Below are 13,848 nucleotides of genomic sequence, written 5' to 3'. Positions count from 1 at the left end.
GCAATTCACACACCGATCCTCACGTTGTAACCGAGCGCCCGCAGCCCCTTGCTCGTCCGCATGTTCCTTGGCGGAAACTCATCCGGGCGCGCCCAGCCGACGATTTCCCCGAGGCTGCTCAGACCAATGTGCGGAATTGCCCAGTCGTCGCTGCGGATCGCGTTCCAGAGCCGGGCTGAAACACTGCCGTTGCCCCAGACAACGTAGTTCAACAGCTCAAGCACCGTCCGCCCTTCGCGGGATCGCTGCCGCCAGAGCCACTCGCCGAACTTTTCCACCTTGTCGTCGCCGGCCTGCGGTCGGTCAGGCAAGCCCAAGTGCTCGTTTTCCTGCTTGATGGCGTGGTCTCGGATCGCGTGCACTCGGGAAACGGCATCCACGAACTCCTGCTCGGTGAGCTTGAGAATGCGATCGCGTGGCCTGTCTCGCATGTGTTCATTGTTGAGAACCTTCAAACGGGACTGGCAATGTCCGACATGCCGGGCGCTGTCGTGTTCATGCGCCTAGGCTATAACGTCGACGTGTTGGCCCGGCTACCTTGGCTTGCCCGTGCGAGGTGCATCTACTGGGGTGACGTGGATACCCATGGATTTGCCATTCTGCATGGCGCCCGTTCATACATTCCAGAGTTGAAATGACCTGCCCCCTCCAGCCATACCAATCAGTTGGAGAGAGGTCCAGGGGTTTGTAGGTTAACTGATCCTGCGTTGGTGGTTGTTGGGTTGGCGTTGCGGTGCTGGGCGGCGAATTCAGCCGGAGGTACCGGAAGGCAGCACTGACACGTCCATCTTTACCGGATCGATGACTGGCTGCCGATGGGCGGTGGTAGGTTGCTCCCCTTGATCGCCGTTGACCTGTTGTGCGTCTCGGTGATTGCGCCAATAGTCGTGATTGCGCTGTGACCACGCGCGCTGGGCCGCCTGCTGGTTGATGCGGTAGTCAGGATCGGATTGGAGTTTTGCTCGCTGCCATTCGCGCTTGCGAGCCCGCTGGCATTCAGGGGCGGAGCAGAACGCTTGGTCGGGAACCTGTGGGCGGGGTTCGAAGGGGTGGCCGCAGTGTGCGCAAAGTCGAGTAGTCATCGTGGTCTCCATGCAAAGTCCGTATGGAGACCGCCACTGACCGTGGCGAAGGGCGCGAAGCGGCTGCCCTATGAAGGGGTATTCAACGAGCGACGACGTTCAGCGCGGGGGCCAATGCCACGCTCAAGCGGCCAACGATGGCGGGCAAGGGTTCTGGCGGAAGTTCGTTCTTCTTGAGAAATGCCAGCCACAGCGCCTGGCGCGAAGCGTCGTGCGCAAACTCGTCCGTCAGGCCGACTGGCAGCGCGTCAGGAACCGCCATGCCGCGTCTTTCGAATGTGGCCTTGATCGCTTGGGCCAGCAGATCAGTGTCCAGAGTTTCTCGTTCCAACAGCACCGACAGATCGAAGTAGTCCTTCAGGCGGCTGTTGGTCATGCCCAGCAATGCGATGGCGTGGAGCTTTTCCGCGATGACGGTGTACGTTGGGTAGGCCCGCAGCCGTGGCGCGGGCATTTCCTCCAGCAGTACTGGGTAGACCGAATCAACAGGCGCCGGGGTGACGGCGTCGCCGAAACCGACATCGATTTGGGTCTTGCAACGTGCTCTGGCCAGATCGCCCGCAATCATCACGCGAACGCCGCCGTAGCCAGCTTCCTTGCGGATCTCCTCGACTGTGACCGAGGCTGGGTCGAACACGATGCCGTCGTCGACCGGTACAGCTGCGATGTCCCGGAATACTTGGGCCACTGACTCCAGATCACTAGCACCGAAACCCAACAGGTCGGCGTCGCGTGTGGCCCGGTGTGGCATGTCGTACCAGAGCGTGAACAGCAGCGCACCTTTGAGCAGAAAACGGTCCGCGTGCGGCGACTGGGTCAGCCGATAGAGGATGCGCTCCAAGGCGAAGCGCACCAGCACCTGATTGAAATCGACGCCTTGCGCCTTGGCGACATTGAGCAGACGCGCACGGACGGATGCCGCGACATTTGGGGTGGCCGCACTCATCCGACACTCTCCAGGTAGGGGCGCATCACATTGGCCACGCGGCATATCTTGGCGAAACGCCAGATGTCGTCGACGGAGGCCTTGCTGCGCGCCCGAGCGTCCTTCAGCGCCTCCAGCGCCACATCCAGCCCGATCTTGTTGCGGTGCTTGAAGCAGTCCGCCACGGTCTTGGCCACGCCGTACACCCGGAGCCTGACACCGTCGCGTTCGACTTCCTCAATCCCTGCCGAGTAGGCATCACCCGTGAACTGCACCATCTTGACGGGCGGGTAGTCGACCCGGGGCGGGTGGCTGCCCCGAGGCATGGCGATCCAGATCTGACGCGGCAGCTGTGTGGTCAGCTCATGAAACTGCAGCGCTGTAAGCAGGCAGAACACCGCTTGAGGTACCTTGGTGGCGATGGTGCCAAGGCTCTCGAATTCCGAAACCTGTGCATCCGGCAGACGGTACAGGCCACGCCCCACCTTCTCTAGTAGACCCGCAGCGGTCAGGCGCGTCAGAACGACCCGAGGCGCACTGATGGCGTCCAGATCGCTGGCGCGCAGTAGCCCCTTCTGGCTGGCCAGATCGAGGACGCGTTGATTGTGGGTACTGGAGAGCATGGGTGGAGTATGTTCCGTTATTTCGTCGAATGCAACTTCTGGGAGATAAAACGAAACATTTAGCCCACGTTCTCCCGGTATCGCTGCTGGCAGACGATGCGCTGGGCGCGCTACAAATCGGGGGGGTGTTACCGCTTCAATCGAAGCATCTCCTACACGAAAACCTTTTAAGCGAAATTATTTTATGATAGAATCCGCTTGAACGAAATCCGATGACGGAGTTGCCAATGGCCCAGCCGAACCAAGAAACGATCCATGACCTGCTTGTGAGGAATATCCCGCGTGAGCTTGTCATGGGCCTCGAAGAAGCCAAGCTGGTCGGCGCTCAACGTGCCTATGCTGCGGCGCGAGGGATGGATGACGGGCACTTGCCCAGCGTGGTGGGGCAGTTGCGCCACTTCCATATGAACGAGTCCTTCCATCGCGCTCTCGCCGTTGCAGACGCATCTCCCTCACCGCTACGCGGCAATCAGATCGTCACAGGCCGGTCTGGGATCTTCACCTTGGCACGGTTCAACACCAAGTATGGGGTCTGGAACAGCGGGCGGCGTAGCGAAACCCGAAAACAGATGTCCCTGGCGAACGCAGCCATCGAGCCACTGGTTCAACCCGGACTCTTTTCAGGCTACGTGGAGCCATCCCAAGCGGTTGTGTTCGTCGTGGCCTGCTTTGCAGGATCGCTGCACAGCCAGCCGGACACACCCGTCTCCATCGAAATCGCGGTTCCTGATCGCCACATGCAAGGCTGGCTTTTCCGGGAACCCATTGACGCATTCATCAAGCGCTACGACCAGCAGCCGACAGCAGGCCAGGACGATTTGGCTGTGCCGAAGCTGAAGAAGAACATTGGCAAACAACAAGACAAAGACGGAACAGGATCATGAGTAGGGGTGGTGTACAAGGATTTCAGAAAGATCGACTTAGCCAAATTCTTGCGGCCCGTCGTCTGACTCAAGTCCAGCTGGCCTCAATGGTCGACGTGTCTCCGGCGACCGTCAGTAAATGGCGCGCAGGAACGCAAGCGCCCGAGCGTGACGCGCTTGAACGCCTTGCTGGCGTGGTGAACGTCACGCCGGAATGGTTTACGCGTGCGCCCGGGGCGAAGTTGTCGTTGCCGCTTTTTCGCAGCAACGCGTCAGCGCACGTCGCTGCACGCGCCATGCTGGAGGCCCGCCTTGAGTGGGCCCAGGACGTGGCCGCCGCACTGATGGAATACGTCGACTACCCTGATGTCAATTTGCCATCTCGCGATTACACCGAGCCGGAACAGATCACCAACGAGGACATCGAGAAGGCCGCCTGCGAATGCCGGGATCTGTGGCGTCTGGGCCGCTCGGCGATTCAAGACTTGGCACTGGCCGTGGAAGGTGCTGGGGTCATCCTCGTTCGGGAAGAAACCGGCGTTGCCCAGATTGAAGGGCTGTCGGCTTGGAGCGAGGTGCTGGGCCGACCGTTGATCCTCTTGTCCGCCGACAAGGACAATGGTTATCGCAGTCGCTTCGACCTTGCCCACGAAATCGGGCATCTTGTTCTGCATCGTCACATTCAACGCACGACTGACAGCGCACGCCACAAGTTGATGGAGCAACAGGCACACCGCTTCGCAGGCGCTTTTTTGCTGCCCGCCGAAACGTTCGCCAGCGAAGTTCGCGTGCCACCGACTCTGGATGACTTGTTGCTGCTGAAGCGCCGTTGGGGCGTGTCGGCGGCGGCGATCATCATGCGGCTGAAGGCGCTTGAGATGCTGGATGAAGATGGCGCTCTGATGCTTTTCAAGCGTCGCTCTGCTCGGTGGGGTGCGAAATCGGAACCCGGAGACGAGGATCGTCGACCAGAGCAGCCACGTCTGCTTCGTCGCACCATCGATCTGTTGGTCGAAGAGAAGGTCATGCCTTTGGAAGCCATCCCGAGGCACATCGGACTGGCTGCGGGCGACGTGGAAGCACTCGCCGGATTGCCCGAAGGCTACTTCCAGGGCAAAACCAATGTCGTGGAGTTTGCGCGACTGAAAGCAACCCAGAAGCCGGTTGATGACCAACCAGCCCAAGGCAATAAGGTGGTGCCATTCCGGCCCGTCTCCAAGTCCTGATGTGAAAGGAACAGCGATGTCCAAGAACACAAAGCAGACGTCCTCACGAATCGGTCGGCTGGCGTCGGAAACGCTGCAAAGCAGCAGTTCGTCGCAAGTGGCCAAGAGTCTGGCCGCTTCGGCACTGTCTCAGCGCAGTGGCGACAAACAGACCGGCGCCCAGATGGAAGACAAGGCCGCACGCGTTTTGGCCAGCGACCGATACGCCAAAGAGACGAAGGAGCTGGCGGCCTCGGTCCTGTCCCAAGCCAACAAGCAGCGCTGAGGCAGGGAGTCGAGTCCCTCATGTCACAGGATCTGAGCGACTCGCAACTGAAGGATCTCTGGCGTCAGGGAAAAATCCCGGTCATCTTCAAGCGCAATAAGCCACTCCCGGTCCTGGCGCGCATTCCGTTCGCCGAGGGGAACATGGAGTGGCTGCGGGATGGCCGACGCTCGAAGCCCGATTGGTGTGCGCAGTTCAAGGCCTGGGAAATTCCGACTGCGTGGTTTGACAGCGTGATCAAACTTGCGCTGAGACGACACCAAGAGGTCTATGTGATCCAGCTGTACCGGGAGCACCAAAAATGCGCTCCGGCGTGCTGGAATGCGTCGGGCTTTCATTGCGAATGCTCCTGCATGGGGGAGAACCACGGCGGTGGCCATCCAGGCGGCAACTGGTACGAGGTTTCCGAAACCTTCGCCGTGTCCTGGGGCCAGCAGCGCTATTCATGCCGCCATCTGAAGGTCAAGAACCCCGGGCGCTGATCGTGGCAGTGCAAGCTATCGACGGTCGGAAATGCGCGGAGACAGCCAAAGTCCACCCGGACCTCCGCATCGTATATAATCTCGCCTACGGTGTCCTCGCCGATGAGGCAGGGCGGTTTCCTGTAACGGGGAACTACACCACCAAGATTCGATAAAAAGGGACAGGCGCGAGCCTGTCCCTTTTTTGTTTTATGCTGTCGGTTAAGGGTGGATTCCGGCATCAGACCGGAAGCGCCGAGTTCAACGAGGTTGGAGCACGTCCATGGCGAAGCCGGCAGGTCTTCCCAATTTGCGCCTGTTCGCAGTGATCTGCGTACTGGCCGTTACGGCGGTGGGGGCCTTGCTGTATCCGCGCCTGGCGGCCTCGCCCGATGCCGCGGTCGAACCCATGCCCGCCCTGCTGGCGACCACCCCGATCCGCCCCGGCGAGCCCCTGCTGCCCCTGCCCGACAGCCTGCCGGTGGACCCGGCCAAGGTGGCTCTGGGGCGCCTCCTCTTCAACGATCCCCGCCTCTCCCGCGACGACTCCCTGGCCTGTGCCGGCTGCCATGACCTGCAGCGGGGTGGTGCCGACGGGTTGCCGGTATCCCGCGGCGTGGACGGCAAGAAGGGTGGCATCAATGCCCCCACGGTGCTCAATGCCGCCTTCAATTTCCGCCAGTTCTGGGACGGCCGCGCCGCCACCCTGGAGGAACAGGTGGAAGGCCCGGTGCACAATCCGCTGGAAATGGCGGCGGATTGGGACCAGGTGCTGGCCAAGCTGCAGGCCGACAAGGAATTGCGCAGCCGCTTCGCCAGTGCCTACCCGGCCGGGCTGACGGCGGCCACGGTGCGCCACGCCATTGCCGAGTACGAACGTTCCCTGCTCACCCCCTCCCGTTTCGACCGCTGGCTGCGGGGCGACGACACCGCCCTGTCCGACGAGGAAAAGGCCGGTTACCGCCTGTTCAAGCGCCACGGCTGCTCTTCCTGCCACCAGGGAGTGAATGTGGGCGGCAACCTGTTCCAGCGCTTCGGCGTCATGGACAACTACTTCGCCAACAAGAAGGCCCTGACCGCCGCCGACATGGGGCGTTTCAACGTCACCGGCCGGGACGAGGACCGGCATGTGTTCAAGGTGCCGACCCTGCGCAACGTGGCGCTCACCGCCCCCTATTTCCACGATGCCGCCACTTCCTCCCTGGACGAGGCGGTGGCCCTCATGGGGCGCTACCAGTTGGGCGTGGAACTGCCGGCCCGGGATGTAACCCTGATCGTCACCTTCCTGCAGTCCCTCAACGGGGACGTGCGGCCATGACCCGCCTGCCGTCCTGGAAGGGTGCCGCCCCCTGGCTGCTGGTGCTGATCCTCACCGTCATCCTGGTGGGGCTGTTCCAGCGCAGCACCGGTGCCGACGTCGCCGAGCAGGCCCGGGTCGAGGCCCTGGTGCATGAGATCGTCGCCCTGGACGCCCGCCTCAACCAGGACCTGCTCAAGCTGCGCCACCGCCAGTTGCAGGACTACGACGCGGTGGCGGCGGCGGACGAGCGCATTTCCGCCCTGCTGCAACGCCTGCAGGCGGAACTGCAGCGCCACGGCAGCGAGGCCATGACCCCGGTGCTGGCCCTGTGGCAGGAAAAGCGGGAAGGACTGGAGCGCTTCAAGCAGCAGAATGCCCTGCTGCGCAATTCCCAGGACCACTTCCTCAATCTCTCCAGCCAGCTCCTGCGTGCCAGCGACAGCCCGGACGGCCGCGGCAGCGTGCCCCACAGCGCCCTGCTGGCGACGGTGGGGCGGGAAATCATGGAGTTCCTCATCCGCGGCGAGGCCGACGACATGCCGGCGGTGGCCGCCGACCTCTCCGCCCTGCAGGACCAGGTCGTCGGCTGGCCTCTGGAGGTGCGGCGCCAGGTGCTGCTGATGACGGCCCACGGCCAGCAGGTGCTGCGCCATCGCCTGGACGTGGAGAGCCTGCTCAACGAACTCACCGGCAGTCCCTTCGCCGGCAGCCTGGAGGCCTCCTACCGGGACTACAGCGAAATCTACCGCCAGGACCTGAAGCAGGCAGAAAGCTACCGCCTGCTGCTGGCCCTGTTTGCCCTGTTCCTCATCGCCACCGTGGTCTACATCATGGTGGAGCTGAAGAAGTCGGCCCTGGAGCTGGGCCACAGCCATGCCTTCCTCGACAACATCGCCAATACCCTGGCCGAAGGCATCCTGGCCCTGGACCGGGGCGGGCGCATCACCTTCGCCAACCAGCGGGCCGAAGCCCTGCTGGGGGCGGCGCCGGGCGGCCTGCTCGGCCGCGATGCCGCCACGGTGCTGTGGCCCGGCGCGGCGCCGGCCGAGGTTTCCGGCCTGGCCCGGGCCCTGGCCACCGGCGCCGTGTTCGAGGGCGAGGACGATTTCGTGCGCAGCGACGGCAGTGCCTTCCCGGTGGCCGTGCTGGGGGCGCCCCTGCGGGGCGGCGAGGGCGACGCCGACCAGGCCGGCTACGTGGCCTCCTTCCGCGACATCAGCGAAATCAAGCAGGCCGAGGCCCGCCTGCATCTGGCGGCCCGGGTCTTCGACAGCCTGGGCGAGGCCATGGTGGTGACCGATGCCCGGGGCCGCATCCAGTCGGTCAATCCGGCCTTCTCCGAGGTCACCGGCTATTCCGAGGCGGACGCCCGGGGCCGGGCGCCGGGCCATATCCTGGCCTCGGGCCAGCACGATCCGGCCTTCTATGCCCAGATGTGGCAGAGCCTGCAGGAGCAGGGCAAGTGGCAGGGCGAAGTGATCAACCGGCGCAAGTCCGGCGAGACCTATCCGGAGTGGCTGTCCATCACCGCCATCAAGGACGGGGCCGGCCAGGTCAGCCAGTACGTGGGCCTGTTCACCGATATCACCGACCGCAAGCAGGCCGAGGCCCACATCCACCACCTGGCCTACCACGACCCCCTCACCGGCCTGCCCAACCGCCGCCTTTTCTACGACCGCCTGGAAAACGCCCTGCGCCAGGCCCACCGCTCCCGGCGCAAGCTGGCGGTGCTGCTGCTGGACCTGGACCGCTTCAAGGCGGTGAACGACACCCTGGGCCACGACCAGGGCGACCTGCTGCTCAAGGAAGTGGGGGCCCGCCTCAGCCTCTGCCTGCGGGAGGGTGACACCCTGGCCCGCCTGGGCGGCGACGAGTTCGTCCTGCTGCTGCCCGAAGTGCTGTCGGCGGAGGATGCCAGCATCGTCGCCGGCAAGCTGCTGGCCCAGTTCGACCAGCCGGTGCGACTCGGGGAGCGGGAAATTTTTGCCTCCACCTCCATCGGCATCGCCCTCTACCCGGCCGACGGGGAGGACGGGGAGTCCCTGCTCAAGCATGCCGACGTGGCCATGTACGCGGCCAAGGACGGCGGCCGGGCGGCCTACCGCTTTTTCATCGCCAGCCACAACGAGCGTTCCCTGGAGCGGCTGGAACTGGAGAACGACCTGCGCCGGGCCGTCGAGGGCGAGCAGCTGCTGCTCTACTACCAGCCCCAGATCGGTGCCAGCAGCGGCCGCATCGCCGGGGTCGAGGCCCTGGTGCGCTGGCGCCATCCGACCCGGGGCCTGGTCATGCCCGACAGCTTCATCGCCCTGGCGGAAAACGCCGGCCTCATCGACGCCATCGGCCACTGGTGCCTGGTGGCCGCCTGCCGCCAGCTGCGGGCCTGGCAGGAGCAGGGGGTGCCGGTGCCGCGGGTGGCGGTGAATGTCTCGGCCCGCCAGCTGCGGCGCTGGGACTTCGCCCAGGAGGTGCTGCAGGTGGTGACCCAGAGCGGCATCGACCCGGCCGGCCTGGAACTGGAACTGACGGAAAGCTCCCTGGCCGATGACCCGGAACAGATACTGGCCATCTTCAGCACCCTGCGCCAGGCCGGGGTGCGGGTCTCCATCGACGATTTCGGCACGGGCTATTCCTCCCTTTCCTATCTCTCCCGGTATCCGGTGGACGAGGTGAAGATCGACCGCAGCTTCGTCTCCCGCCTCCTGGACGACCGGGAGGCGCGCTCCGTGGTGCGGGCGGTGATCCTCCTGGCCCACGGCCTGGGCATGCGCACCGTCGCCGAAGGGGTGGAGACCGAGGCCCAGTGGCAGGTGCTGAGCGACCTGGATTGCGATGAACTGCAGGGCTACCTGTTCAGCAAGCCGGTGCCGCCGCACCAGATTCCCCTGCTCAAGGGCGACTGGCAGCGCAGCGAGAGCCGCCTGCCGGTGTGACGGGCAAGGGCCGTACGGGCCTTTGCTTTATGCGTTTTCTCAAATAAACAAATAGCCAAAGAAGCTTTGTGGTTCTAAACACCTTGTTTAGAGTTCGCTTCTGAAGAGTCAGCCATCGCTGGAAGGAACCCCCATGAAGAACGCCGTTTCCCCCGTTTCCCGCCTGTTCGCCGCCCTGCTCCTGGCGGGCGGCCTGGTCGCCCCGGCCCTGGCCGATGTCACCCTGCTCAACGCCTCCTATGACGTGGCCCGGGATTTCTACAAGGACTACAACCCCATGTTCACCAAGCACTGGCAGGCCAAGGCCGGTGAGAAGGTGGAGGTGAAGCAGTCCCACGGCGGTTCCTCCAAGCAGGTGCGGGCCGTGGCCGATGGCCTGGAAGCGGACGTGGTGACCATGAACCAGGCCACCGACGTCGATTACCTGGCCGACAAGGGCCTGGTGGCCAAGGACTACGCCAAGAAATTCCCCAACAACGCCTCGCCCTACACCTCCACCATGGTGTTCATCGTGCGCAAGGGCAACCCCAAGGCCCTGAAGGACTGGTCCGACCTGGCCAAGTCCGGCGTCGAAGTGATCGTGCCCCACCCCAAGAACACCGGCAACGGCCGCTACACCTACCTGGCCGCCTGGGGCTACGCCCTCAAGCAGCCCGGCGGCAACGACAAGAGCGCCCTGGAATTCGTCGGCAAGATCCTGAAGAACGCTCCCCTGTTCGCCGCCGGCGGCCGGGATGCCACCACCACCTTCATGCAGCGCCGCCTGGGCGACGTGCTGGTCACCTTCGAGTCCGAGGCCGAGCTGATCGCCAAGGAATTCGGCCGCGGCGAGTTCGAGGTGGTCTATCCCAGCGTTTCCATCCTGGCCGAGTTCCCGGTGGCCGTGGTGGACAAGGTGGTGGACAAGAAGGGCAGCCGCAAGCAGGCCCAGGCCTACCTGGACTACCTGTGGTCCAAGGAAGGCCAGGAGAACGCCGCCCAGAACTACCTGCGGCCCCGGGATGCGGAAGTGCTGAAGAAGTATGCCGCCCAGTTCCCCAACATCAAGACCTTCTCCGTGGATGAAGTGTTCGGCGGCTGGAGCAAGGCGGCCAAGGCCCACTTCGTCGATGGCGGTTCCTTCGACCAGCTCTACGTGCAGAAGTAATCCTCCCCCGCCCCCGACCCCCACGGCGCCGGGCCGGCCTGCAAGGCTCCCCGGCGCCGTCGTTTGAGAAACCCATGTCAGCCAAGAAAAACAACGTCCTCCCCGGCTTCGGCCTGGCCCTGGGCTACACCCTGGTGTATCTCTCGGTGCTGGTGCTGATCCCCCTGGGCGGCCTGGTGCTCAAGTCCACCGCCCTGACCTTCGCCCAGTTCTGGGACATCGCCACCACCGAGCGGGCCCTCGCGGCCTATCGCGTCACCTTCGGCGCCTCGGCCCTGGCCGCCGTCATCAACGCCTTCTTCGGCCTCATCGTGGCCTGGGTGCTGGTGCGCTACGACTTCCCCGGCAAGCGCCTGATCGACTCCTTCGTCGATCTGCCCTTCGCTCTGCCCACCGCCGTGGCCGGCATCACCCTGGCCACCATCTATTCCACCAACGGCTGGGTCGGCAAGTACCTGGAGCCCCTGGGCCTGAAGGTGGCGTACACGCCCCTGGGCATCGTCGTGGCCCTCACTTTCATCGGCCTGCCCTTCGTGGTGCGCACCCTGCAGCCGGTGATCGAGGACATCGAGCCGGAAGTGGAGGAGGCCGCCGCCACCCTGGGCGCCTCCCGCTGGCAGACCTTCCGCCGCATCATCTTCCCCGCCATCTTCCCGGCCCTGCTCACCGGTTTCGCCCTGTCCTTCTCCCGGGCCGTGGGCGAGTACGGCTCGGTGATCTTCATCGCCGGCAACATGCCCCTCATTTCCGAAATCACGCCCCTGCTCATCATTTCCAAGCTGGAGCAGTACGACTACGTGGGCGCCACCGCCCTGGCGGTGGTGATGCTGGGCATTTCCTTCGTCCTGCTGCTGGCCATCAACGGTCTGCAGTGGTGGGCCGCCAACCGACACAACAACCGTAATACCGGAGGCGAGCAATGAGCGTGCGCCGTGCCAATACCGAACCGGCCTGGGTGCGCTACACCCTGCTGACCCTGGCCTTCGCCTTCCTCGCCCTGTTCCTCGGCGTGCCCCTGGCGGCGGTCTTCGCCGAAGCCCTGCGGGGCGGCTGGGAAGCCTATGTCAACGGCCTCCTGGACCCGGAGGCCCGCAGCGCCGTGACCCTGACCCTGGCGGTGGCGGCCATCGCCGTGCCCCTCAATGTGGCCTTCGGCATTGCCGCCAGCTGGGCCATCGCCAAGTTCGAGTTCCGCGGCAAGAGCCTGCTGATCACCCTGATAGACCTGCCCTTTGCCGTCAGTCCGGTCATCGCCGGCCTCATCTTCGTGCTGATGTTCGGTGCCCAGGGCTATTTCGGCCCCTGGCTCGCCGAGCACGACGTGAAGATTGTCTTCGCCGTGCCCGGCATCATCCTGGCCACCCTCTTCGTCACCTTCCCCTTCGTCGCCCGGGAAATGATTCCCCTGATGCAGGCCCAGGGCAAGGACGAGGAGGAGGCCGCCGTCTCCCTCGGCGCCTCCGGCTTCCAGATGTTCTGGCGGGTGACCCTGCCCAACATCAAGTGGGGCCTGCTGTACGGGGTGATCCTGGCCAATGCCCGGGCCATGGGCGAGTTCGGCGCCGTCTCCGTGGTCTCCGGCCACATCCGCGGCGAGACCAACACCCTGCCCCTGCACGTGGAAATTCTCTACAACGAATACAACGCCATCGGCGCCTTCGCCTCGGCCTCCGTCCTCGCCCTCCTGGCCCTGGTCACCCTGGTGGCCAAGACCCTGGTGGAGTGGCGCATGCGGGCCGAGACCGCGATGCTGACCGCCGAACTGCCCCCCGAGAAAACCAACTGAGCCTGCCGCCATGAGTATCGAAATCCGCAACATCGCCAAGCGTTTCGGCAACTTCGTCGCCCTCGACGACGTCTCCCTCTCCATTCCCACCGGCGAACTGGTGGCCCTGCTCGGTCCTTCCGGCTGCGGCAAGACCACCCTGCTGCGCATCATCGCCGGCATGGAAACGGCGGACGAGGGTCAGGTCATGTTCGAAGGCAGCGAGGCCACCCACCTCCACGCCCGGGAGCGCCAGGTGGGCTTCGTCTTCCAGCACTACGCCCTGTTCCGCCACATGAACGTGTTCGAGAACGTGGCCTTCGGCCTGCGGGTCAAGCCGCGCAAGGAGCGCCCCAGCGAGTCCGAGATCCGCAAGCGGGTCATGGACCTGCTCTCCCTGGTGCAGCTGGACTGGCTGGCGGACCGCTACCCGACCCAGCTTTCCGGCGGCCAGCGCCAGCGCATCGCCCTGGCCCGGGCCCTGGCGGTGGAACCCAAGGTGCTGCTGCTGGACGAGCCCTTCGGCGCCCTCGACACCAAGGTGCGCAAGGAACTGCGCCGCTGGCTGCGCCGCCTGCACGACGAGATGCACATCTCCTCCGTCTTCGTCACCCACGACCAGGAAGAGGCCCTGGAAGTGGCGGACCGGGTGGTGGTGATGAACAAGGGCCGCATCGAACAGGTGGGTTCCCCGGACGAGGTCTATTCCAACCCGGCCAGCCCCTTCGTCTATCAGTTCCTCGGCAACGTGAACGTCTTCCACAGCCGGGTCCATGGCGCCTGGGCCGAGGTGGCCCGGGACGACGTGCCCGCCGGCCAGGAGGCGGTGGCCTTCATCCGCCCCCACGACATCGACATCGACACCGTGGCCACGCCCGAATCCCTGGAGGCCAAGGTCAGCTACGTGCAGACCATCGGCCCCCTGGTGCGGGTGGAGGTGATCCACCAGGGCGAACTGGTGGAAGTGGAACTGACCCGGGAACGCCAGCAGGTGCTGGGCCTGACGGCCGGCCAGCAGGTGTGGCTGAAGCCGCGCCAGGTCAAGGTCTTCGCCAACGGCGAGGGGGCGGTGGCGCCGGCTCAGGCCCAGGAAAAACAGCCCTTCCTGTTCTGAGGCGTCGTCTCACAACGGGTGCCCGCGAAAGCAGAAGGGGCGCTATTCTTCGGCAATGCATGCCGGAGAATGGCGCCCCTCTTGCGTTTCAGGGCAGGGCTTGGATGAGTCCCTTGCCCTGCCTCAGGTCGCCGGGTCTTGGCG

At 64.5% G+C, this 13,848-nt stretch carries 15 protein-coding genes; 11 read left to right on the top strand and 4 right to left on the bottom strand.

The genetic code is table 11. The features are described from left to right. Positions 1-5: 5 nt before the first annotated feature. Positions 6-278, bottom strand: coding sequence for a hypothetical protein (locus OEL49_RS12730; RefSeq protein WP_201764134.1), 273 nt, complete (start codon positions 276-278; stop codon positions 6-8). Between the two features lie 39 nt (positions 279-317). Between OEL49_RS12730 and OEL49_RS17420 the strand changes: the two genes are divergently transcribed. Then, entirely contained in the window at positions 318-638 is a 321-nt protein-coding gene (locus OEL49_RS17420; RefSeq protein WP_223505876.1) for a Wadjet anti-phage system protein JetD domain-containing protein, read from the top strand. A 111-nt stretch (positions 639-749) separates the two neighbouring features. Here OEL49_RS17420 and OEL49_RS12720 read toward each other — a convergent pair whose 3' ends face one another. The 3 genes from OEL49_RS12720 to OEL49_RS12710 all read right to left on the bottom strand — a co-directional run bounded on the left by OEL49_RS12720 (position 750) and on the right by OEL49_RS12710 (position 2,630). After that, positions 750-1,094 (bottom strand): hypothetical protein, encoded by a 345-nt coding sequence (locus OEL49_RS12720; protein WP_287874971.1) that lies wholly within the window; start codon positions 1,092-1,094, stop codon positions 750-752. A 70-nt stretch (positions 1,095-1,164) separates the two neighbouring features. Then, the gene (locus OEL49_RS12715; RefSeq protein WP_150982220.1) at positions 1,165-2,028 is read right to left on the bottom strand and encodes a nucleotidyl transferase AbiEii/AbiGii toxin family protein; all 864 of its coding nucleotides are present in this window, start codon (positions 2,026-2,028) and stop codon (positions 1,165-1,167) included. Then, on the bottom strand, positions 2,025-2,630 hold the full coding sequence (locus tag OEL49_RS12710) for a type IV toxin-antitoxin system AbiEi family antitoxin domain-containing protein (protein WP_062794306.1): 606 nt from the start codon (positions 2,628-2,630) through the stop codon (positions 2,025-2,027). Before OEL49_RS12710 ends, OEL49_RS12715 begins: the two co-directional genes overlap by 4 nt. Before the next feature lie 227 nt (positions 2,631-2,857). On the opposite strand from OEL49_RS12710, the gene OEL49_RS12705 reads away from it, so the two are divergent. From OEL49_RS12705 to OEL49_RS12660, 10 genes are all read left to right on the top strand, one after another. Next, positions 2,858-3,514, top strand: a complete 657-nt coding sequence (locus OEL49_RS12705; protein ID WP_046432185.1) for a hypothetical protein — start codon at positions 2,858-2,860, stop codon at positions 3,512-3,514. Beyond that, a complete protein-coding gene (locus OEL49_RS12700; protein ID WP_150982219.1) occupies positions 3,511-4,719 on the top strand; it encodes an XRE family transcriptional regulator in 1,209 nt (402 codons plus the stop codon). Before OEL49_RS12705 ends, OEL49_RS12700 begins: the two co-directional genes overlap by 4 nt. Before the next feature lie 16 nt (positions 4,720-4,735). Beyond that, entirely contained in the window at positions 4,736-4,984 is a 249-nt protein-coding gene (locus OEL49_RS12695) for a hypothetical protein (protein ID WP_020200504.1), read from the top strand. A gap of 20 nt (positions 4,985-5,004) precedes the next feature. After that, positions 5,005-5,466: a hypothetical protein gene (locus OEL49_RS12690; RefSeq protein ID WP_150982218.1), complete on the top strand. Its 462-nt coding sequence runs from the start codon at positions 5,005-5,007 to the stop codon at positions 5,464-5,466. A 262-nt stretch (positions 5,467-5,728) separates the two neighbouring features. After that, entirely contained in the window at positions 5,729-6,763 is a 1,035-nt protein-coding gene (locus OEL49_RS12685; RefSeq protein WP_287874954.1) for a cytochrome-c peroxidase, read from the top strand. Further along, positions 6,760-9,678, top strand: coding sequence for an EAL domain-containing protein (locus tag OEL49_RS12680; protein ID WP_014235383.1), 2,919 nt, complete (start codon positions 6,760-6,762; stop codon positions 9,676-9,678). The genes OEL49_RS12685 and OEL49_RS12680 overlap by 4 nt, the downstream gene beginning before the upstream one ends. 133 nt (positions 9,679-9,811) lie before the next feature. Further along, positions 9,812-10,825, top strand: a complete 1,014-nt coding sequence (locus OEL49_RS12675) for a sulfate ABC transporter substrate-binding protein (RefSeq protein WP_014235382.1) — start codon at positions 9,812-9,814, stop codon at positions 10,823-10,825. 74 nt (positions 10,826-10,899) lie between these two features. Then, a complete protein-coding gene (gene cysT, locus OEL49_RS12670) occupies positions 10,900-11,748 on the top strand; it encodes a sulfate ABC transporter permease subunit CysT (RefSeq protein WP_287874951.1) in 849 nt (282 codons plus the stop codon). Then, entirely contained in the window at positions 11,745-12,611 is an 867-nt protein-coding gene (cysW, locus tag OEL49_RS12665) for a sulfate ABC transporter permease subunit CysW (RefSeq protein WP_014235380.1), read from the top strand. Before cysT ends, cysW begins: the two co-directional genes overlap by 4 nt. Positions 12,612-12,621: 10 nt before the next feature. After that, the gene (locus OEL49_RS12660) at positions 12,622-13,704 is read left to right on the top strand and encodes a sulfate/molybdate ABC transporter ATP-binding protein (RefSeq protein ID WP_130459187.1); all 1,083 of its coding nucleotides are present in this window, start codon (positions 12,622-12,624) and stop codon (positions 13,702-13,704) included. Positions 13,705-13,848 lie beyond the last annotated feature (144 nt).

Source organism: Azospira sp. (assembly GCF_030247495.1).
Taxonomy (GTDB): Bacteria; Pseudomonadota; Gammaproteobacteria; order Burkholderiales; family Rhodocyclaceae; genus Azospira; species Azospira oryzae.
Note: the sequence above shows the minus strand (reverse complement) of the source record. Positions and strands in the feature narration are given on the sequence as shown.